The 19,460-nt window shown below is 74.3% G+C and carries 16 protein-coding genes; 7 read left to right on the top strand and 9 right to left on the bottom strand.

The window, feature by feature from the left end:
- Positions 1–109: 109 nt before the first annotated feature.
- The 6 genes from ACH4TP_RS18735 to ACH4TP_RS18760 all read left to right on the top strand — a co-directional run bounded on the left by ACH4TP_RS18735 (position 110) and on the right by ACH4TP_RS18760 (position 8,100).
- Entirely contained in the window at positions 110–1,762 is a 1,653-nt protein-coding gene (locus tag ACH4TP_RS18735; protein ID WP_398181181.1) for a protein kinase, read from the top strand.
- A gap of 630 nt (positions 1,763–2,392) precedes the next feature.
- On the top strand, positions 2,393–2,962 hold the full coding sequence (locus ACH4TP_RS18740; protein ID WP_389222689.1) for a hypothetical protein: 570 nt from the start codon (positions 2,393–2,395) through the stop codon (positions 2,960–2,962).
- 96 nt (positions 2,963–3,058) lie between these two features.
- Complete coding sequence (locus tag ACH4TP_RS18745) at positions 3,059–3,754, top strand: PadR family transcriptional regulator (RefSeq protein ID WP_398438571.1); 696 nt, start codon at positions 3,059–3,061, stop codon at positions 3,752–3,754.
- Positions 3,755–3,855: 101 nt separating this feature from the next.
- A complete protein-coding gene (locus tag ACH4TP_RS18750; protein ID WP_389222685.1) occupies positions 3,856–4,596 on the top strand; it encodes an ABC transporter ATP-binding protein in 741 nt (246 codons plus the stop codon).
- Complete coding sequence (locus ACH4TP_RS18755) at positions 4,593–7,457, top strand: FtsX-like permease family protein (protein WP_398438572.1); 2,865 nt, start codon at positions 4,593–4,595, stop codon at positions 7,455–7,457. Before ACH4TP_RS18750 ends, ACH4TP_RS18755 begins: the two co-directional genes overlap by 4 nt.
- Positions 7,458–7,554: 97 nt before the next feature.
- The gene (locus ACH4TP_RS18760) at positions 7,555–8,100 is read left to right on the top strand and encodes a bacterial proteasome activator family protein (RefSeq protein WP_123453478.1); all 546 of its coding nucleotides are present in this window, start codon (positions 7,555–7,557) and stop codon (positions 8,098–8,100) included.
- A gap of 346 nt (positions 8,101–8,446) precedes the next feature.
- On the opposite strand, the gene ACH4TP_RS18765 is transcribed toward ACH4TP_RS18760, so the two are convergent.
- The 7 genes from ACH4TP_RS18765 to pdhA all read right to left on the bottom strand — a co-directional run bounded on the left by ACH4TP_RS18765 (position 8,447) and on the right by pdhA (position 16,424).
- Complete coding sequence (locus ACH4TP_RS18765) at positions 8,447–9,433, bottom strand: NAD(P)H-quinone oxidoreductase (RefSeq protein ID WP_389222679.1); 987 nt, start codon at positions 9,431–9,433, stop codon at positions 8,447–8,449.
- 26 nt (positions 9,434–9,459) lie between these two features.
- Entirely contained in the window at positions 9,460–10,521 is a 1,062-nt protein-coding gene (locus ACH4TP_RS18770; RefSeq protein WP_389223217.1) for a potassium channel family protein, read from the bottom strand.
- Between the two features lie 20 nt (positions 10,522–10,541).
- Positions 10,542–11,840, bottom strand: a complete 1,299-nt coding sequence (locus tag ACH4TP_RS18775) for a molybdopterin molybdotransferase MoeA (protein ID WP_398438573.1) — start codon at positions 11,838–11,840, stop codon at positions 10,542–10,544.
- On the bottom strand, positions 11,837–12,691 hold the full coding sequence (locus ACH4TP_RS18780; protein ID WP_398438574.1) for an NTP transferase domain-containing protein: 855 nt from the start codon (positions 12,689–12,691) through the stop codon (positions 11,837–11,839). The genes ACH4TP_RS18775 and ACH4TP_RS18780 overlap by 4 nt, the downstream gene beginning before the upstream one ends.
- Before the next feature lie 102 nt (positions 12,692–12,793).
- Positions 12,794–14,218: a dihydrolipoamide acetyltransferase family protein gene (locus tag ACH4TP_RS18785; protein WP_398438575.1), complete on the bottom strand. Its 1,425-nt coding sequence runs from the start codon at positions 14,216–14,218 to the stop codon at positions 12,794–12,796.
- Positions 14,218–15,264, bottom strand: a complete 1,047-nt coding sequence (locus tag ACH4TP_RS18790; RefSeq protein ID WP_389222671.1) for an alpha-ketoacid dehydrogenase subunit beta — start codon at positions 15,262–15,264, stop codon at positions 14,218–14,220. The genes ACH4TP_RS18785 and ACH4TP_RS18790 overlap by 1 nt, the downstream gene beginning before the upstream one ends.
- Entirely contained in the window at positions 15,264–16,424 is a 1,161-nt protein-coding gene (gene pdhA / locus ACH4TP_RS18795; protein ID WP_389222669.1) for a pyruvate dehydrogenase (acetyl-transferring) E1 component subunit alpha, read from the bottom strand. Before pdhA ends, ACH4TP_RS18790 begins: the two co-directional genes overlap by 1 nt.
- A gap of 192 nt (positions 16,425–16,616) precedes the next feature.
- On the opposite strand from pdhA, the gene ACH4TP_RS18800 reads away from it, so the two are divergent.
- On the top strand, positions 16,617–17,141 hold the full coding sequence (locus ACH4TP_RS18800; protein WP_389223214.1) for an Lrp/AsnC family transcriptional regulator: 525 nt from the start codon (positions 16,617–16,619) through the stop codon (positions 17,139–17,141).
- A gap of 31 nt (positions 17,142–17,172) precedes the next feature.
- Here the strand turns inward: ACH4TP_RS18800 and ACH4TP_RS18805 are convergent, their stop codons facing one another.
- Positions 17,173–17,766, bottom strand: a complete 594-nt coding sequence (locus ACH4TP_RS18805; RefSeq protein ID WP_389222667.1) for a TetR/AcrR family transcriptional regulator — start codon at positions 17,764–17,766, stop codon at positions 17,173–17,175.
- On the bottom strand, positions 17,766–19,361 hold the full coding sequence (locus ACH4TP_RS18810) for a 3-hydroxyacyl-CoA dehydrogenase (RefSeq protein WP_398181159.1): 1,596 nt from the start codon (positions 19,359–19,361) through the stop codon (positions 17,766–17,768). The genes ACH4TP_RS18805 and ACH4TP_RS18810 overlap by 1 nt, the downstream gene beginning before the upstream one ends.
- Positions 19,362–19,460 lie beyond the last annotated feature (99 nt).

A 19,460-nucleotide genomic window follows, 5' to 3' on the forward strand; every position in this document is an offset into this window, starting at 1 on the left:
GGAACGGGTACCGAACCGGTGCCCGGCTTGACGTGTCACTGCCCTACGGCAGACTTGCGCCAGGAAATTCCGGATCGACGCCGCCACGCGCGCGTAGGGGGAAGCACAGATGAGCCAGGACGGCGCACAGGGCCGCTATGCGGGCGGTTCGGTCGCGAACGGCCGGTACCAGCTGCGTGACCTGCTCGGCGAGGGCGGCATGGCGTCGGTGTACCTGGCCTACGACAGCGCGCTCGACCGGCAGGTCGCCATCAAGACGCTGCACACGGAGCTCGGCCGGGAACAGTCCTTCCGCGAGCGGTTCCGGCGCGAGGCGCAGGCCGTCGCGAAGCTGTCGCACACGAACATCGTCTCGGTCTTCGACACCGGAGAGGACACCCTCGACGGCGCCGTCATGCCGTACATCGTCATGGAGTACGTGGAGGGGCAGCCGCTCGGCTCGGTCCTCGCCGCCGACGTCCAGCAGTACGGCGCGATGCCCGCCGACAAGGCGCTCAAGGTCACGGCCGACGTGCTGGCCGCCCTGGAGGTCAGCCACGAGATGGGCCTGGTCCACCGCGACATCAAGCCGGGCAACGTGATGACGACCAAGCGCGGCGTGGTCAAGGTCATGGACTTCGGCATCGCGCGGGCCATGCAGTCCGGCGTCACCTCCATGACGCAGACCGGCATGGTCGTCGGCACCCCTCAGTACCTCTCCCCCGAGCAGGCCCTCGGCCGCGCGGTGGACGCCCGCTCCGACCTCTACTCGGTCGGCATCATGCTCTTCCAGCTGCTGACGGGCCGTCTGCCCTTCGACGCCGACTCCCCGCTCGCCATCGCCTACGCGCACGTGCAGGAGGAGCCGGTCGCCCCGTCCTCCGTCAACCGCTCGGTGACCCCGGCGATGGACGCCCTCGTCGCCCGCGCCCTGCGGAAGAACCCGAACGAGCGGTTCCCCAGCGCGGCGGCGATGCGCGACGAGTGCCTGCGGGTGCTCTCGGCCGGCCAGACCGGTGCGCCGGTGATCGTCCAGGGCGGTCCGGTCAGCAGCGGCGCGGGCGTCGGCTCGGCGGTCTTCCCGCCCGTCGGCCAGACCCCGCCGCCGGCCACGCACGGGGTGCAGCAGCCGTACCTGCCGCCGACCCCCCAGCCCGGTCCGTACGGCCCGGCGACCCCCGCGCCCGGCCCCTCGTACGGCTACCCGCAGCAGGCGCCCGCGCCCGCCTACCAGACCCCGGCCCCCTCGCCGTACGCCCCGACGCCGATGCCCATGCCGGCGCCCGTCCCCGCGCCCGCGCCCGCTCCCGTCCCCGCCGGGGGCGGCTCCGGGCGGAGCACCCGGATCGTCGTCGGCGCGATCGCCGCCGCGGTGCTCGCGATCGGCGGCCTGCTCCTCGCGTACAACCTGAACGGGGACGACACGGACCCGCAGGCGGGCGGCAACGGCGGCTCGGACACGCAGCAGAGCGAGACGGCGGCGCCCGGGCACAAGGGCCCCGACCTCACCAAGACGATCGACACGAAGAAGTGCACGCAGCCTTCGGAGTCGAGCGACGACCCCGCGAAGTTCGAGGTTCCCAACTTCACCTACAAGAACATCCAGTCCGTGAAGGCGTGTGTCCAGGCGGCCGGGTGGAAGATCATGACCGAGACCCCGGTGGACGAGGCCACGTACGGCGAGGGCACGGTCCTGGAGCAGTACCCGCCGGCCGGTGAGGACATCACGGACAAGGACGCCGAGTTCACCCTCAAGATCTCGACGGGCAACCCGCCGCAGTAGCCCCGCACACCGGCGTACGCCCCCTGCCCCGTCCCGGATGCCGGAACTGTTCCGACATGTGACGCTGAGTCGGACATCTCGGCAGCTCGGCAGCTCGGTACGGGAGGGGGTCACCCGGTGACTCCAGCACTCCGCAGGACACGCGCACGGACCCTCCGCCCCGCGCTCACCTGCACACTCACCTGCGCTTGCGCCTTGTACGCGGGCCCGATCGGGTACGCGGCGGCGTCGTCCGGCGGCACGGTCGGCTCCGGGGGCGCGGCTGTCGGGGGCCCTGTCCTCGGAGGCGCGGCTGCCGGGGGTCCCGTCCTCGGGGGCACGGCTGCCGGGGGCCCTGTCCTCGGAGGCGCGGCTGCCGGGGGCCCTGTCCTCGGAGGCGCGGCTGCCGGAGGCCCTGTCCTCGGAGGCGCGGCTGCCGGAGGCCCTGTCCTCGGAGGCGCGGCTGCCGGAGGCCCTGTCCTCGGAGGCGCGGCTGCCGGAGGCATGCCTGTCGGGGGCGGGGTCGGCTCCGGGGGCGCGACCGTCAGGGGCGCAGTCGCCGGGGGCGCCGGCCACGGAGGCGCCGGCCACGGAGGCGCGGCCCACGGAAGTGCGGCCCACGGAGGCGCGGCCGAGGCCCCCGGTACCTCGGTGACCAGCACCGCCCCGACGCCCGCCGCGAGTACGACCTCCGTCGCGCCCTCGTCGAGCGCGTCGCCGGGCTCCCCCTCCGCCTCCGCGTCCCCTGTCCCGCAGGGCACCCACGCGCACGCCACCCCCGCGCACGCCCCCACCGGCACCGGGGTGCCGTCCTCCACGGCCACGCCGAGCGCCGAACCCTCCGACGCCCCCGCGCCGAGCGGCTCCGCCTCCCTCGCGGGCCGGCCGGCAGGGGAGGGGCGGCCGCGCCCCGGCCGTACCGAGTCCGCCACCGCTTCGGCGAGCGCCGCGACGCCGTCGACCGGCCCCGCTCGTACCGAAACCGCTACAACGCCGCGCGGGCGCGCGACCGCCGAGGAGACGGGCGAAGCGGTACGCGAGGAGGACCCGGTGCCGCCCGAGGCGGCGCCCGCCAGCCTGCCCGCCGCGGCGCCCGGGCTGTCGGCCGAGGCCGCGCCCACCCTCGCCGACCAGCGGATTCCCGTCCTCACCCTGGGCGTGGGGCTGTCCCTGATGGGGCTCGGCATCGGCTTCCTCGGGCTCCGGATGCGCCGCCGCTGACCCCGCCGGGACCGGCCGGGTCCCCCTTGAGTCGGACCTGGCGCTTCCCTCTCAGGACGGTTGTCGGCGTCGACATACCCGGTATACATACTGAGTATGTCCATCCGCCACGGGCTCCTCGCCCTCCTCGAACGCGGCCCTCGCTACGGCTCCCAGCTCCGTACGGAGTTCGAGTCCCGCACCGGCTCCACCTGGCCGCTCAACGTCGGCCAGGTCTACACGACCCTGAACCGGCTGGAACGCGACGGCATGGTCACCCAGGGCGGCGAGGACGCGGCCGGGCACACGCTCTACGCGATCACCGACAGCGGCCGCGCCGAGCTCAGGACCTGGTTCGAGAAGCCGGTGGACCGCACCAGCCCCGCCCGCGACGAGCTGGCCATCAAGCTCGCCATGGCCGTGGGCGCCCCCGGCGTCGACATCCGCGCCGTCATCCAGTCCCAGCGCCGGCACACCGTGAAGGCGATGCAGGACTACACCCGGCTCAAGGCGCAGGCCCTGCTCGCCGTCGAGAGCGGCGAGGCCCGGGAGCGGGACGACGTGGCCTGGCTGCTCGTCCTGGAGCAGCTGATCTTCCAGACCGAGGCGGAGGCCCGCTGGCTGGACCACTGCGAGTCCCGGCTGATCCGCCTGTCGGCGACGGCGCCGACGGCCGGGACGGGCACGACCGGTGCGGGGACCTCGACCATCCCGACCGTGCCGGGGACCTCGACCGGCCCCGCCGATCCCATCGGCCCCGGGGTTCCGGCCTCGCAGGGCACGCCGGCCACCGGTACGCCCGGGGCGCGCTGACCGCACGCGCGCGCCCCACCCGTACCGCCGCCGCACCACCTTCCACCGCACGCTCCCGTACCCGGCACGACCGCCGCGTACGGCCAACGGGGGGACCCTCCATGTCCACACCGACACAGCAGCCCGTGCTGCAACTCCAGAACCTGACCCGCGTCCACGGCGCGGGCGCCACCGAGGTGCATGCCCTGCGCGGCATCGACCTCGCCGTGTACCCCGGCGAACTCGTCGCCGTCATGGGCCCGTCGGGCTCCGGCAAGTCCACGCTGCTCACCATCGCGGGCGGCCTGGACACCCCCAGCTCGGGCCGGGTGATCGTCGAGAACACCGACATCACCGCCGCGAACGCCAAGCAGCTCGCTGCCCTGCGCCGCCGCAGCATCGGGTACGTCTTCCAGGACTACAACCTCATCCCGGCCCTGACCGCCGCCGAGAACGTCGCCCTGCCCCGCGAACTGGACGGGATCTCCGCCCGCAAGGCGCGCGTCGAGGCCCTCGCCTCGCTGGAGGAGATGGGGCTCGGCCACCTCGCCGACCGCTTCCCCGACGAGATGTCCGGCGGCCAGCAGCAGCGCGTGGCCGTCGCCCGCGCCCTCGTCGGCGACCGCCGCCTCGTCCTCGCCGACGAGCCGACCGGCGCCCTCGACTCCGAGACCGGCGAGTCCGTGCTCGCCCTGCTCCGCTCCCGCTGCGACGCGGGCGCCGCCGGCGTCCTCGTCACCCACGAGCCGCGCTTCGCCGCCTGGGCCGACCGGGTCGTGTTCCTGCGGGACGGCGCCATCGTCGACCAGACCGTACGCAGCGAGGCCGACTCGCTCCTCTCGGGTCGGGTGGCCGAAGCGTGAAGACCTGGTTCCACTCCTGGCGGGCCGCGATCCGCATAGCCCGCCGCGACGCCTGGCGTTCCAAGGGCCGCAGCGCCCTCGTCCTCGCGATGATCGCGCTGCCCATCCTGGGCGTCAGCGGCCTCGACCTGACCTACCGCAGCTCCGAACTCTCCCCCGCCGAGAAGGTGGAGCGGTCGCTCGGCGCGGCCGACGCCCGCTTCAAGGACGCCGCCCTCGGCGGCGTCCCGATCTTCCAGGACCCGGCCGGCGAGACGAGCACGCCGGTCAAGGACTACGAGGACGAGCCCTGGCCCAGCGGCTCCACCGATGTCACCAGGACCATCCCCGCGGGCTCCACCGTCCTCACGGACACCCAGGGTTCGGCCAAGCTGACGACGGCCCACGGTCTGCTCCAGGCCGAGGTGCGCGAGCTCAAGGCCTCCGACCCGATCGCCCGCGGCATCATGCCGCTCCTGGAGGGGCGTTACCCGGAGAAGGCGGACGAGGTCATGGCGACCTCGCACTTCCTGGAGAGCAGCGGGCTGTCGATCGGCTCGACCCTTTCCGCCCGCAACTTCGACCGCCCGTACCGGATCGTCGGCTCCTACGAACTTCCCGACACGCTCAACACCGACCAGGTCAACGCGCTGCCCGGGGCCTTCCTCGCCCCGTACGGCAAGGCGGTCGAGAAGGCCGGTGTGCCCGCGCCCGAGGCCTCCGTCTCGTATCTGGTGCGCAAGTCCGGTGGTTTCACGTGGAACACCGTCAAGGAGATCAACGCCAAGGGCGTCACCGTCGTCTCGCGCGCGGCGCTCCTCGACCCGCCGGCCAAGTCCGAGGTCCCGCTCTACCAGAAGAAGAGCTTCGGCGACTACGAGTCCAGCCCGGCGGCCGACGCCGCCGCGCTCGCCTCCCTCGCCACCGTCGTCGGCCTGGCGATCCTGGAGATCTGCCTCCTCGCCGGACCCGCGTTCGCGGTCGGCGCCCGCCGCTCGCGCCGCCAGCTCGGTCTGGTCGGGGCCAACGGCGGTGCCCGCAGCCACATCCGGGCCATCGTGCTGAGCGGCGGTCTCGTCATCGGCGTCGCGGCCGCCGTCACCGGCACCGTCCTCGCGCTGATCCTCACCCTGGTGCTCCAGCCGGTCCTCGAAGAGGCCATGGGCCAGCGGTTCGGGGCCTTCGACATCCGGCCCCTCGAACTCCTCGGCATCGCGCTGCTCGCGGTCCTGACCGGCCTGCTCGCCGCGATCGTCCCGGCCTTCACCGCCTCCCGGCAGACCGTCCTCGCCTCGCTCACCGGTCGGCGCGGGGTCCGCCGCGGCAGCCGGGTGCTGCCCCTGATCGGCCTGGTCGCCCTCCTCATCGGCGGCGCGGTCGCCCTCTTCGGCTCGATGGTCTCCGAGCAGGTCGCCCTCGTGGCCGTCGGCTCCGCCCTCGCCGAGCTGGGCGTCGTCGCCATGACCCCGGCCCTGGTGGGCCTGTTCGGGCGCACCGGCCGCTGGCTGCCGCTCTCCCCGCGCCTGGCGCTGCGGGACGCCGTCCGCAACCGGGGCCGTACGGCGCCCGCCGTCGCCGCCGTCCTCGCCGCCGTCGCGGGCACGGTCGCCGTCTCCACGTACATGGCCAGCCGCGAGGCCCAGCACAGGGCCGAGTACGAGGCCACCCTGCCGTACGGCGTCGCCGCGGCCTTCGTCCAGGAGGAGGGCGGCCGGGACGTCCCCGCCGTCCGCGAGGCCATCCAGCGCAACTTCCCCGTCGACGTCCGCGCCGACGTCGGCCGCGTCTCGGTCGGCAAGCCCGGCTGCCCGCCCTGGGGCGGCGACCCGGGATGCGGCCGCTACGAGGTCCTGGTCCCGCCGGCGAACGAGTGCCCGCTGTACGCGACCGTCCCGGGCGGCGGCGACCCCGCCGCGAAGTACACGCCCGAGCAGCGGCGGAAGATGCTCACCGAGGACTGGCGGTGCGAGGAGTCCCCGAGCAGCGGGATGTGGGTCTCCGACGGCGGCCTGGTCGTCGGTGACGCCAAGCTGCTCCAGGTCCTCGGCGTCGACGACCCCGCGACCGTGAAGGCCCTCGCCGACGGGAAGATCGTCGCCTTCAACCGCTCCCTGGTCGACAGGAACGGCACCGTCGGGATCAAGCAGGTCACCGACATCCCCGCCGCCGACAAGGCCGCCGAGCAGGGCCGCCCCACCCCGGGCAAGGTCAGCGCCCTGCCCGCCTACCAGGTGCCCGGCGACAGGAAGTCCTACGGCGTCCAGGTCCTCATGACCCCGGCCACCGCCAAGGCCGCCGGCCTCGCCACGGTGCCGATGGGCGTGTACGTCTCCACCGACCGGCTCCCGGACGGCGAGCAGCGCCAGAAGCTCGACAGCGAGCTCTCCAAGCTCGGCAGCAACGTCGAGATGCACCTGGAGGAGGGCTTCGTCAACGAGTACGGCATCATCCTGCTCTCGCTCGCCGTCTTCGCGGGCCTGGTCACCATCGGCGCCGCCGGCATCGCCACCGGGCTCGCCCAGGCCGACGCCGAGGCCGATCTGAAGACGCTCGCGGCCGTGGGCGCCCCGCCCCGGGTCCGCCGCACCCTCAGCGGATTCCAGTGCGGAGTCGTCGCCGCGATGGGTGTGGTCCTCGGCTCGGCCGCCGGACTGCTGCCCGCCGTCGGACTCCGGCTCACCGAGGAGCGCGAGCAGCTCCACTACTACGAGCAGAACCTCGCCGAGGGCTGGAGCGCCGACCTCACCCCGCCCCACGTGCCGATCGTCGTCCCCTGGGAGACGCTGGCCGGACTGCTCGTCGCCGTCCCGCTCGGCGCCGCGCTCCTCGCCGCCCTGGTGACCCGCTCGCGCGGCGCGCTGGCCCGGCGCGCGGCGACCTGACGGTCTTCGTTCCCGTCCTGTGCCCCTGTACGAGGGTGGATCACCCCCGTACAGGGGCACACCCTGTGATGACGCGTGTGTACGAGAGAATGGCGGCATGGAGATGCCGAGGAATGACAGGTCGCAGGAGAGCCCCCAGGTCCTCATCGTGGGACAGGACGGGATGGCGCTCGGCGGCACTCAGGGCGACGACGAACCCCGCGAGGTCCCGGTGACGGAAATGGTCGAGCAGCCTGCGAAGGTCATGCGGATCGGCAGCATGATCAAGCAGCTTCTGGAGGAAGTACGGGCGGCCCCTCTGGACGAGGCGAGCCGGGTCAGGCTCAAGGACATCCACGCCAGCTCCGTGAAGGAGCTGGAGGACGGGCTCGCTCCCGAGCTCGTCGAGGAACTGGAGCGGCTCTCCCTGCCGTTCACGGACGAGGCGATCCCCTCCGAGGCGGAGCTGCGCATCGCCCAGGCGCAGCTGGTGGGCTGGCTCGAAGGCCTGTTCCACGGCATCCAGACGGCGCTGTTCGCCCAGCAGATGGCGGCCCGCGCCCAGCTGGAGCAGATGCGCCGTGCCCTGCCTCCGGGCGCCTCCCACGACGATGACGACGACCACGGCCACGGCCACGCGGTCCGCTCGGGACCGTACCTGTAGGTCGCACAGCTCGTGCGCTGAAGGGCCCGGCACACCTGGTGTGCCGGGCCCTTCCCTGCGCCACGGGCACCGCACGGCGGGGCTGCCGGTCCTGGCGGGGCCACGCGCCGGTACAGGCGGTGCCGGGGGCGGGTGCCGGGCGCGGGCGCCGGGGACGGGCGCCGGGGACGCCGAGCGGCGCGTACCAGGGACGCCGAGCGGCGCGTACCAGGGACGCCGGGCGGCGCATACCAGGGACGCCGGGCGGCGCATACCAGGGACGCCGGGCGGCGCGTACCGGGGGCGCCGGGTGCGCGTACCGGCGGCCGCTGGGCGGGCCCGGGCGCCGGCGGTCGCTCGGCGGCCGTCAGGCGCCCGGGGCGAGCAGCAGGACCTTGCCGACGTGGCGGCCGTCCTCAAGGGCCCGGTGCCCCTCGGCGGCCTCCGCCAGCGGCAGGGTGCGGTCGACGACCGGCCGGACCGTGCCCGCGCCGATCAGCGGCCAGACGTGCTCCCGTACGGCCGCGACGATCGCCGCCTTCTCCTGCGCCGGGCGGGCCCGCAGCGTGGTCGCCATGACGGCGGCGCGCTTCGCGAGCAGCGCCCCGAGGTTCAGCTCGCCCTTCACCCCGCCCTGGAGGCCGATGACGACCAGCCGGCCGTTCACGGCCAGCGCCTTCACGTTCCGCTCCAGGTACTTGGCGCCCACGATGTCCAGGATGACGTCCGCGCCCGCCCCGTCCGTCGCCTTCGCCAGCTCCTCGACGAAGTCCTGCTCGCGGTAGTCGATGAGGATGTCCGCGCCCAGCTCGGCGCAGCGCGCCAGCTTCTCGGGACCGCCGGCGGTGACCGCGACCTTCGCGCCGACCGCCTTCGCCAGCTGGATCGCCATCGTGCCGATCCCGCTCGCCCCGCCGTGCACGAGCAGCGTCTCGCCCGGCCGCAGGTGCGCGATCATGAAGATGTTCGACCAGACCGTGGCCGCCACCTCGGGCAGCGCGGCGGCCGTGGCCAGGTCGACGCCCTCCGGGACCGGCAGCAGCTGGCCGGCCGGGACCACGACCTTCTCCGCGTAGCCGCCGCCGGCGAGCAGCGCGCACACCTCGTCGCCTACGGCCCAGCCCGACACTCCGGGGCCGAGGGCGGCGATCCGGCCCGAGCACTCCAGGCCGGGGTACGGGGAGCTGCCCGGCGGCGGGTCGTAGAAGCCCTGGCGCTGGAGCAGATCGGCGCGGTTGACCGCGCTCGCCACCACCTCGACGAGGACCTCGCCCTCGCCGGGTACGGGATCGGGCACCTCGGCCCAGACGAGCGCCTCGGGGCCGCCGGGTTCCGGAATCGTGATCGCATACATGGCGGCGAGGCTACTCCCGCGCGGGCTCAGTCCTCCGGCGGTGTGGAGAGCGGGGTCACCGGTGCGGCGCGCACGATGGTGATCACGCGGTCGGTCAGCTGGAGCGGGCTGGCCGCGGGGTCGTCGTAACCGAGCAGCCGGTGGCCGCGGAGCACGCTCACCACCAGGTCGGCGGTCTCGCGGACGCTCTTGCCGACCTCGCTCTTGGTCACCGGCCGTTCCACGAGGTCGAGGCCCGAACCCTGCTGGATGAGGTCCTCCATCACCGTGCCGGCGCTGGGGCTGAGCACGGACAGGCCGAGCAGGCGCCCGGCGGCGCTGGCGCTGGTGATGACCGCGTCCGCGCCGGACTGGCGCAGCAGCGGCGCGTTCTCCTCCTCGCGGACCGCGGCGACGATCTTCGCGCCCCGGTTGAGCTGGCGCGCCGTCAGGGTGACGAGGACCGCCGTGTCGTCGCGCTGGGTGGCGATGACGATCTGCCGGGCCCGCTGCACCTCGGCGCGGAGCAGCACGTCGCTGCGGGTGGCATCGCCGATGACGCCGACGAACCCGTCCGCGTTCGCCGTCTCGATCACCTTGGTGGAGGGGTCGACGATGACGATCTGGTCCTTGCGGAGCCCGGTCGCGCAGAGCGTCTGGATCGCGGACCGGCCCTTCGTCCCGAAACCGACGATGACGGTGTGGTCGCGCAAGGTGGACCTCCAGCGGTTCAGCCGGAACTCCTCCCGGGTCCGCTCGGTGAGGACCTCCAGGGTGGTGCCGACCAGGATGATCAGGAACAGCACGCGCAGAGGCGTGACCAGCAGGATGTTGGCGAGCCGTGCCGTGTCGCTGTACGGGACGATGTCGCCGTATCCGGTGGTGGAGAGCGTCACGGTCGCGTAGTAGACGCAGTCGAGGAAGTCGAGCTTCTCGTCGGCGTTGTCGTGGTAGCCGCCGCGGTCGGCGTAGACGATGAGGACCGTCACGACGAGCACCCCGAGCGCCATCAACAGCCGCTTGCCGACCTGCCGCAACGGTCTCTCGACGACCCGGCGGGGGAGCCGGACCTGCGGGCCGGAGACCCGCTCGTCCGCGTTGCGGGCCATCACGTCACGGCTGGGAAGTTTCACGTGAAACACGCCCCTTGGGCCGGTACGGCGCCCGACGCCGGCGGCCAGGGAAGGTCGAGGACGTCCAGCTCCTGGCCGGGCCGGGCGCCGCCGGGCGGGACGACGGCCATGCCGTCCGCGACGGCGATGCCCCGGAGCATGGCGGGCCCGTTGTAGCGCAGCGGGACGAGCTGCCCGTTGCGGCGGACGACCGGGACGAGCCGGGTGTCGTGCGGATGCCCGTGCACCTCCTCCTGGACGGGGGCGCGGCCCCGGGAGAGGGGAGTGCCGGCCAGGGCCGTGAGGAGCGGTTCGGCGAGCGTGAGGAGGCCGGAGACGGCGGCGAGCGGGTTCCCGGGCAGGCCGACGAGATGACGGCGGCCGCCCAGGGCCGCGAGGAGCATCGGGTGGCCGGGGCGGACCTTCACCCCGTCGACCAGGAGCGTGGCGCCCGCCTTGTCGAGCACGCGGTGGAGGTGGTCGACGGGCCCGGCAGCGGTGCCTCCGGTGGTGACGACCAGGTCGGCGGCGGAGTCCGTGACGGCCGCGTACAGCTCTTCGGCGTCGTCGCCGACCCGCCGGGTGGCGAGCACCTCGGCGCCGAGCGCCGCCAGCCAGGGGCCGAGCATCGGGCCGAGGGCGTCTCGGATGAGCCCCTCGTGGGGGAGTCCGGCCGTGAGCAGCTCGTCGCCGAGGACGAGGACCTCCACCCGGGGTCGCGGCGGTACGGGGAGCTCGTCGTAGCCGGCGGCCGCGGCCAGGCCCAGTACGGCGGGGGTCACGGCGGTGCCGGCGGGCAGCAGTTCGTCGCCGGAGCGGCATTCCTGTCCCCGGGGCCGGATGTCCTGTCCGGGGGCCACCTCGTGCAGGGCGTGCAGGACGAGACCCGCGGTCCCGGCCCGCTCGGTACGGGAGTGCTCGCTGCGGATGACGGCGCTGGTCCGGGGCGGGACGGGGGCGCCGGTGGCGATCCGTACGGCCTCGCCGTCGTCCAGCGCGGCGGCGGGCGCGTGACCGGCGAGGACGGGGCTCTCCGTGCGGACGGTCCAGGGGCCCGGTCCGGCGACGGCCCAGCCGTCCATGGCGGAGGTGTCGAAGGAGGGCAGGTCGGTGAGGGCGAGCAGCGGCTCGGCCAGGGTGTGGCCGAGCGCCTGCCCGAGCGGGAGGCGCCGTGGCGCGCGGCCGGCCCGCGCGGTGGTCCCGGCGCGGACGGCGGCGGCCCGGGCCTCGGGCCAGGCGGTGGACCGGTGCGGCGGCTCGGCCTTCGTGCCGGTGGCGGTTCCCGGGGCCACGGGGACGGGCTCCTTCAGCGTCATCTGGCCTCGTCCTGCTCGGCGGCCCAGCGCTGGGCGAGCGCCGCGGCCTTGCGGGCGGCCTCGGCGACGGCCTCCGGTCCGCCCTCGTCGCCCGCGCGGGCCGCCGCGTAGCCGACCAGGAAGGTGGTCAGGGGCGCGGCGGGGCGGGCGACGCCGTGGGCGGCGTCACGGGCGAGATCGAGCAGGAGGCCGGTGTCGACGTCCAGGTCGATGCCCAGTTCGTTCTTGACTGCGGTGATCCATTCATCCAGCACGTTCCCATGATCCCTGATGCGGGCCCGGGCCGTGGCGATGTCTTCCCAGGTATCGCAGTCGAATGAGGCGAGGGGGTCCGCGGTGACCCGGGTGAGGCGGAGTTCCGCCGTGAGGAGACGCAGCGGCCCGTCGGCGAGGGTGCCCCGCAGGTCGGTGACGCGCGCCAGTTCGCGCAGGAGCGGGGTGCGGCGGTACGCGGCGACGAGCGGCTGGTCCCGGCCCCCGGCGTCGGTGAGGAGCGCGGCCTCGGCCCCGGGATCCGCGTCGAGCGCGTCGAGGAGGCGGCGGACGGTGGTCGCGTCGAGGAAGGGCAGGTCGGCGGAGAGGACGAGCAGGACGTCGGCGCCGGTCTCGCGGACGCCCGCGCCGAGGGCGGCGAGCGGGCCGCCGCCGGGCGGGTCCTCCCTGGTCCAGCGGACGGGGCGGACGGCCGGGCGGGGATCGGCGACGACCACGGTCCGGTCGGCGTCGGGGCAGGCCGCGAGGACCCGGTCGAGGAGGGTCCGGCCGCCGATCCGTACCCCTGGCTTGTCGGAACCGCCGAGGCGCCGGGCGGCTCCCCCGGCGAGGACGACGGCGTCGTATGCGGTGGTCACCCCAGCAGTATGGGCCGTCGGGCGCCACCGCCGACGGGCCCGTCTCCCTCGCCGAGACCAGACGAGACGAGACGGGCCGGTGGAACGCGGGGGACGCCCGCGTCAGACCGTGCGGAGCAGGACGGCGGGCTGTTCGACGCAGTCCGCCACGTACCGCAGGAAGCCGCCCGCCGTGCCGCCGTCGCAGACGCGGTGGTCGAAGGTGAGCGAGAGCTGCACGACCTGACGGACGGCCAGTTCGCCCTGGTGCACCCACGGTTTGGGGATGATCCGGCCGACGCCGAGCATGGCGGCCTCGGGGTGGTTGATGATCGGCGTGGAGCCGTCGACCCCGAACACCCCGTAGTTGTTGAGGGTGAACGTGCCGCCGGTCAGATCGGCCGGGGTGATCGCGCCCTGCCGGGCCGCCTCCGTCAGCCGGGCGAACTCGGCCGTCAGCGACTCGGCCGTCCGGCTCCCCGCGTCCTTGACCACGGGGACGACGAGACCGCGCGGGGTCTGGGCGGCGAAGCCGAGGTGCACGGACGGCAGTCGGACGATCTCCCGGGCGGCGGTGTCCACCGTGGAGTTGAGCTCGGGGAACCGGGCCAGGGCGTGGACGCAGATGCGCGCGAGGAGCGCGAGCAGCGAGATCTTCGGTCCGCCGGCCGCGTTCATCGCGGCGCGGGCCGCCATCAGTTCGGTCGCGTCGGCGTCGACCCAGCAGGTCGCGTCGGGGATCTCCGTGCGGCTGCGGGACAGCTTGTCCGCCACCGCGCCCCGGACCCCGCGCAGCGGAACCCGCTCACCGGCCGGCGCCGCGAGGGGCGCGGCCGCCGCGGCGGGGGCGGGTGCCGGGGCGGCGGCCTGCCGCTCCCGGGCGGCGAGGGCCAGCTCCACGTCGGCCCGCAGGATCAGCCCCTCGGGTCCGGAGCCGCGCACCTCCCGCAGGTCGAGGCCCCGGTCACGGGCCAGCTTCCGCACGAGCGGCGAGATGACGGGCACGGGGCCCTCGTGCTTGCCGGGCGCCGAAGCCGCGGCCGGAGCCCCAGCCGGAGCCGGAGTCGCAGCGGCGGGCGCCGAAGCCGCGGCCGGAGCGGGCGCGGCGACCGGGGCCGGGGCGGCGGCCGGGGCCTGCGCGGCCGCCGGGTTCGCATGCCGTACGCGACGGCGGCGGGCGGTCGGACCGGCCGTGCCGTAGCCGACGAGCACGTTGCCCGAGTACTCGGAGGAGACGGCGGCGTCGGCCTCCGTGCGGGCCGCTTCCGGAGCGGCCTCCGCGAGCTCCTCCGGCGCCCCCGTGCCGCCCACGGCGACCGTCAGGAGCGGTGCGCCGACGGGGAGTTCGGTGCCCTCCTCGCCGTACCGGGCGGTGACGACGCCGCCGTACGGGCAGGGCACCTCGACCATGGCCTTGGCCGTCTCGACCTCGACGACCGGCTGGTCGATGGCGACGACGTCGCCGACGGAGACCAGCCAGCGCACGATCTCGGCCTCGGTGAGGCCCTCACCGAGGTCGGGCAGCTTGAACTCGAGCACGTGTGCCATCAACTTCCCGCCTCCCACTGCAGCCGCGCCACCGCGTCCAGGACCCGGTCCACGCCCGGCAGGTGGTGCCGCTCCAGCATCGGCGGCGGATACGGGATGTCGAAGCCCGCGACCCGCAGCACCGGCGCCTCCAGGTGGTGGAAGCAGCGCTCGGTCACGCGCGCGGCGATCTCCGCGCCGGGGCCGCCGAAGCCGGTCGACTCGTGGACGACGACCGCGCGGCCGGTGCGCCGCACCGAGGCGCAGACGGTCTCGTCGTCGAACGGCACGAGCGAGCGCAGGTCGACGACCTCCAGGTCCCAGCCCTCGGCCTGCGCGGCCTCCGCCGCCTCCAGGCAGACGGGCACCGAGGGGCCGTAGGTGATCAGGGTGGCCCCGGTGCCCCGGCGCCGCACGACGGCCTTGCCGATGGGCTCGACGGGCGTGGGCGCCTCGGGGGACCAGTCGGACTTGGACCAGTAGAGCCGCTTGGGCTCCAGGAAGACCACCGGGTCGTCGGAGGCGATGGCCGCGCGCAGCAGCCCGTAGGCGTCCTCGACGGTGGCCGGGGTGACGACGTGCAGACCCGGGGTGGCCGTGTAGTAGGCCTCGGAGGAGTCGCTGTGGTGCTCGACGCCGCCGATCCCGCCGCCGTACGGGACGCGGATGACGATCGGCATCGACATCGCGCCGCGGGTGCGGTTGCGCATCTTCGCCACGTGCGAGAGCAGCTGCTCGAACGCCGGGTAGGCGAAGGCGTCGAACTGCATCTCGACGACCGGCCGCAGCCCGTACATGGCCATGCCGACCGCCGCGCCGAGGATGCCCGCCTCGGCCAGCGGGGTGTCCGTGCAGCGGTCCTCGCCGAACTCCTCGGCGAGCCCGTCGGTGACCCGGAAGACGCCGCCGAGGGTGCCGACGTCCTCACCCATCACATGGACGGTCGGGTCCTCGGCCATCGCGTCGCGCATGGCGCGCTGGAGCGCCTGCGCCATCGTGGCGGGCTTCGTCTTCCCGGCCTTCGCGGCCGCCTTGGCCGCCGCGGGGCCGCTCGTCGCGGTCGTCATCACGCCTCGCTCTCGGCGTCGAGCTCGGCGCGCAGCTGCGCCGCCTGCTCACGCAGCTGCGTGGTCTGCTCCGCGTAGACGTGGGAGAAGAGTTCCATCGGTTCGAGCACCGGGTCGGCGTTCATGCGTTCGCGCAGCTCCGCAGCCATCGTCTCGGCGGCCTCCGCCGCCGCGCGCCTGCCGTCCTCGTCGAGCAGGCCGCGCTCCGTCAGTTCCCGTTCGAGCAGGAGGATCGGGTCGTGCGCCCGCCAGGCCTCGACCTCGCCCGCCTCGCGGTAGCGGGTGGCGTCGTCGGCGTTGGTGTGGGCGTCGATCCGGTAGGTGACGGCCTCGACGAGGGTGGGTCCGCCGCCGAGCCGGGCGCGGACCACGGCCTCGGTGAGCACCTGGTGGACGGCGACCGCGTCGTTCCCGTCGACGAGCCGGCCCGGCATCCCGTACCCGACGGCCTTGTGGGCGAGGGAGGGGGCCGCGGTCTGCTTGGCGAGCGGCACGGAGATCGCGAAGCCGTTGTTCTGGACGAAGAAGACCACGGGGGCCTGCCAGACGGCGGCGAAGTTCAGCGCCTCGTGGAAGTCGCCCTCGCTGGTGCCGCCGTCGCCGACCATGGCGAGGGCCACGATGTCGTCGCCCTTGAGGCGGGCGGCGTGGGCGAGGCCCACGGCGTGCGGGAGCTGGGTGGCGAGCGGCGTGCAGAGCGGCGCGATGCGGTGCTCGTGCGGGTCGTACCCGGTGTGCCAGTCGCCGCGCAGCAGGGTCAGGGCCTGGACGGGGTCGAGGCCCCGGGCGACGGCCGCGAGCGTGTCGCGGTACGAGGGGAAGAGCCAGTCCCGGTCCTCCAGGACCAGGGCGGCGGCGACCTCGCACGCCTCCTGGCCGGTGGTGGACGGGTACACGGCGAGCCGGCCCTGCTTGGTCAGGGCGGTGGCCTGCGTGTTGTACCGGCGGCCGCGGACCAGCTCCGCGTAGAGCCGCAGCAGCAGCGCGGGGTCGGCGTCGGCCACGGCGTCCGTCCCGAGCACGCGCAGCGGCTCGGCGTCGGGCAGCAGCGGGGCGGGGTCGGTACGCGGCCGCCACGCCGGCGGCGGGGCGGGCGCGTGGGCGGGAACGGCACCGGGTGGCTCTTGGACTGTCGAACTGCGCTGTTGCAACGAGTCCACCTCCTCGTGGGAGCGGGCATAAGACCCGAAGGCGGGTGGCGCGAGTGTGGCGCGCCTCACCTACCGATTGTTCGGTCGTGGAGGCATTTTGGCTACAGGCACCTCCAGCCTGTGGACAAACGGTTCTCCACAGCCTGGGATAAGGGCAGGTCGTCCACCGGAGAGAGGCGGGGGCATATGGCGGATGAACAAATGGCCGACGACTGGGAGCGGGTCGTCGCACCGGCTCCGGCACCGGTGATCCCAGGCGTCCCGGCACGCCCTCTGGACGCCGTCGACCGCGACATCCTGCGCATCCTCCAGACGGACGGCCGCGCCTCGATCCGCTCCGTGGCCGAGCGGGTGCACGTCTCCCGCGCCAACGCGTACGCGCGGATCAACCGGCTCATCGACGACGGGGTGATCCGCGGCTTCAGCGCCCGCGTCAACCACGAGCGGGCGGGCCACGGCGCCTCCGCCTACATCACGCTCAGGATCGTCCAGAACTCCTGGCGGACCGTGCGCGAGCAGCTCCAGGCCCTGCCGGGAGCCGCGCACATCGCCCTGGTCAGCGGCGATTTCGACGTCCTGCTGCTCGTCCACACCCCGGACAACCGGACCCTGCGCGAGCTGGTGCTCACCAAGCTCCAGGCGATCCCCGAGGTGCTCTCCACCCGGACCCTGCTGGTCTTCGAGGAGACGGACCTCGACCCGGACCGCCTGGACCCGGGCCGCTGAGCCCCGGGCCCCGAGTGCGCCGTACGAGGGATCAGCGGGCCGTCCGCAGCCCGTCGAAGGCCAGGTGGACGACGGTCTCGGCCAGCTGCTCCCGCTCCGCCGTCGCGTCCGGATGCGGCCGGTACCACTCCACCAGCGAGTTGATCATGCCGAAGAGGAGCCGGGTCGCGAGCCGGATGTCCACATCGGCCCGCAGATCGCCCTCCGCGGCGGCGGCCTTCAGCAGATCGGCCACCTTGTGGTCGAACTCGCGGCGCCGCTCCATCGCCCACCGCTCGGTGCCGGTGTTCCCCCGCACCCGCAGCAGCAGCGTCACGTACGGCAGCTCCGCGATCAGCACCTCGACGGTGCGGCGCGTGACGTACTCGACCCGGTCCACGGCCCGGCCGCGCCCGGCGCCCGGCTCGTCGAGGATCGCGAAGAGCCCGTCGAGCGCCCGGCTGACCGCCCGCCGCAGCAGCTCCTCCTTGCCGGAGACGTGGTGGTAGATCGAGGACTTGGAGATCCCGGCCGCCTTGGACAGGTGCTCCATCGACGTGCCGTCGTAACCGCGCTCGTTGAAGACCCGCACCGCGACCGAGAGCAGCGTCTCGGGGGTGTACGTGTCGCGCTTGGCCGTGGTCATCAGGAGCCCTGCCCTTCCTCGGCGTATCCCCGGCGGGCGGTGGCCAGGCTGGGCGCGTACCGCCCCGTCGGGTAGCGCTCGTGCAGGGCGGAGAGCAGGTCGCGTACGCGCGCGTGGCCCACGTTCCCGGCCCACTCCAGCGGGCCGGCCGGGTAGTTGACCCCGAGCCGCATCGCCGTGTCGACGTCCTCGGCCGTGGCGACGCCCCGGTCGACCGCGTCGGCCGCGAGGTCGGCGAGCATCGCGACCGTACGGGCGACGATCATGCCCGGCACGTCGCCGATCACGGACACCTGCTTGCCGAGCGCCTGGAAGAGGCCCACGGCCTCGGCGAGGGACTCGGCCGAGGTGTGCTCGCCGGTCGACAGGACGATCCGGGTCGCGCGCGCGTAGTCCAGGGCGAGGTCGAAGTAGATGATCTCGTCGGTGGGGTACTCGAAGGCGGTCTCGCCGTCGGCGAGGCAGAGCCGGGCGCCGCCGGGCAGCAGGACGTACCCGTTGCCGCCCTTGCGCCGGACCTCGATCCCGGCCTCCTCGAAGAGCCCGATCAGCGGCTCGGCGGGCCCGAGGTCGCCGCGTACGGCGATCCGCTCGGGTGCCTCGGCCGGCGCCGCCGTGTGCGGCTCGGGCCGCTCCGCGCCCTCCGCGTACGAGAACCAGCCGTGCCCCGACTTGCGGCCGAGCCGACCCGACTCGACGAGCCGGCGCTGCGCGAGCGAGGGGGTGAACTTCGGGTCCTGGTGGAAGGAGTCCCAGACCGAGCGGGTGACGGCCTCGTTCACGTCCTGGCCGATGAGGTCGGTCAGCTCGAAGGGGCCCATGCGGAAGCCGCCGCACTCGCGCAGGGCCGCGTCGATGGTGGCGGGGTCGGCCGCGCCCTCCTCGTACACCCGGAGCGCCTCGGCGTAGAAGGGGCGGGCGACCCGGTTCACGATGAAGCCGGGGGTGTCCGCGCAGCGCACCGGCGTCTTGCCCCAGCCCTTGACCGTGGCGTACGCGCGCGTGGCGACGTCCGGGTCGGTGGCGAAGCCGCTGACGACCTCGACGAGGGGGAGCAGCGGCGCCGGGTTGAAGAAGTGCAGTCCGACGAAGCGGCCGGGCAGCCGCAGTCCTCCCGCGATGGCGGTGACGGAGAGGGAGGAGGTGTTGGTGGCGAGGACGGTGTCGTCGCCGACGATCTTCTCCAGGTCGGCGAAGAGCCGCTGCTTGACCGAGAGGTCCTCGACGATCGCCTCGACCACCAGGGCGGCGTCGGCGAGCTCGGCGGGGTCCTCGGCCGCGTGCAGCCGGCCGACGGCGGCCTCCCGGGCGGCGGCGTCGAGGCGCCCCTTCTCCACGAGCCGGTCGAGGCGGGCGGTGAGGGCGGCGACGGCCTCGGCGGCCCGGCCGGGGGCGCTGTCGTAGAGGCGCACGGGGTGGCCGGCGACCAGCGCGACCTGGGCGATGCCCTGGCCCATGGTCCCGGTGCCGACGACGGCGACGGTGCGGTCGGGTCCGATGCCCGCGGCGCGGTTCTGTCCCTCGGTGGTGGTCTCACGGGTGGTCACGTCGTCGCTCCCCCTGACGGTCACGTTGGTGCTCACGTCGGCGCTCATGGGAGTGATCCTCCCCGATGGGTTTTCCACAGGATCGACGGACCCCCTTGTCCCGACCGATCGTTCGGTTACTCTAACTCCGTACGCGTCTCCCTGCCC

This window comes from Streptomyces sp. NPDC021012 (assembly GCF_044333355.1).
In the GTDB taxonomy this organism is placed as follows: Bacteria; Actinomycetota; Actinomycetes; order Streptomycetales; family Streptomycetaceae; genus Streptomyces.

Coding starts and splice junctions, on each gene's coding strand:
- ACH4TP_RS18810 (WP_398181159.1), bottom strand. CDS start 19,361: ATGAGCGCCGACGTGAGCACCAACGTGACCGTCAGGGGGAGCGACGAC.
- ACH4TP_RS18785 (WP_398438575.1), bottom strand. CDS start 14,218: ATGGCACACGTGCTCGAGTTCAAGCTGCCCGACCTCGGTGAGGGCCTC.
- ACH4TP_RS18735 (WP_398181181.1), top strand. CDS start 110: ATGAGCCAGGACGGCGCACAGGGCCGCTATGCGGGCGGTTCGGTCGCG.
- ACH4TP_RS18800 (WP_389223214.1), top strand. CDS start 16,617: ATGGCCGACGACTGGGAGCGGGTCGTCGCACCGGCTCCGGCACCGGTG.
- ACH4TP_RS18805 (WP_389222667.1), bottom strand. CDS start 17,766: ATGACCACGGCCAAGCGCGACACGTACACCCCCGAGACGCTGCTCTCG.
- ACH4TP_RS18745 (WP_398438571.1), top strand. CDS start 3,059: ATGTCCATCCGCCACGGGCTCCTCGCCCTCCTCGAACGCGGCCCTCGC.
- ACH4TP_RS18770 (WP_389223217.1), bottom strand. CDS start 10,521: ATGGCCCGCAACGCGGACGAGCGGGTCTCCGGCCCGCAGGTCCGGCTC.
- ACH4TP_RS18765 (WP_389222679.1), bottom strand. CDS start 9,433: ATGTATGCGATCACGATTCCGGAACCCGGCGGCCCCGAGGCGCTCGTC.
- ACH4TP_RS18750 (WP_389222685.1), top strand. CDS start 3,856: ATGTCCACACCGACACAGCAGCCCGTGCTGCAACTCCAGAACCTGACC.
- ACH4TP_RS18760 (WP_123453478.1), top strand. CDS start 7,555: ATGGAGATGCCGAGGAATGACAGGTCGCAGGAGAGCCCCCAGGTCCTC.
- ACH4TP_RS18775 (WP_398438573.1), bottom strand. CDS start 11,840: ATGACGCTGAAGGAGCCCGTCCCCGTGGCCCCGGGAACCGCCACCGGC.
- ACH4TP_RS18790 (WP_389222671.1), bottom strand. CDS start 15,264: ATGACGACCGCGACGAGCGGCCCCGCGGCGGCCAAGGCGGCCGCGAAG.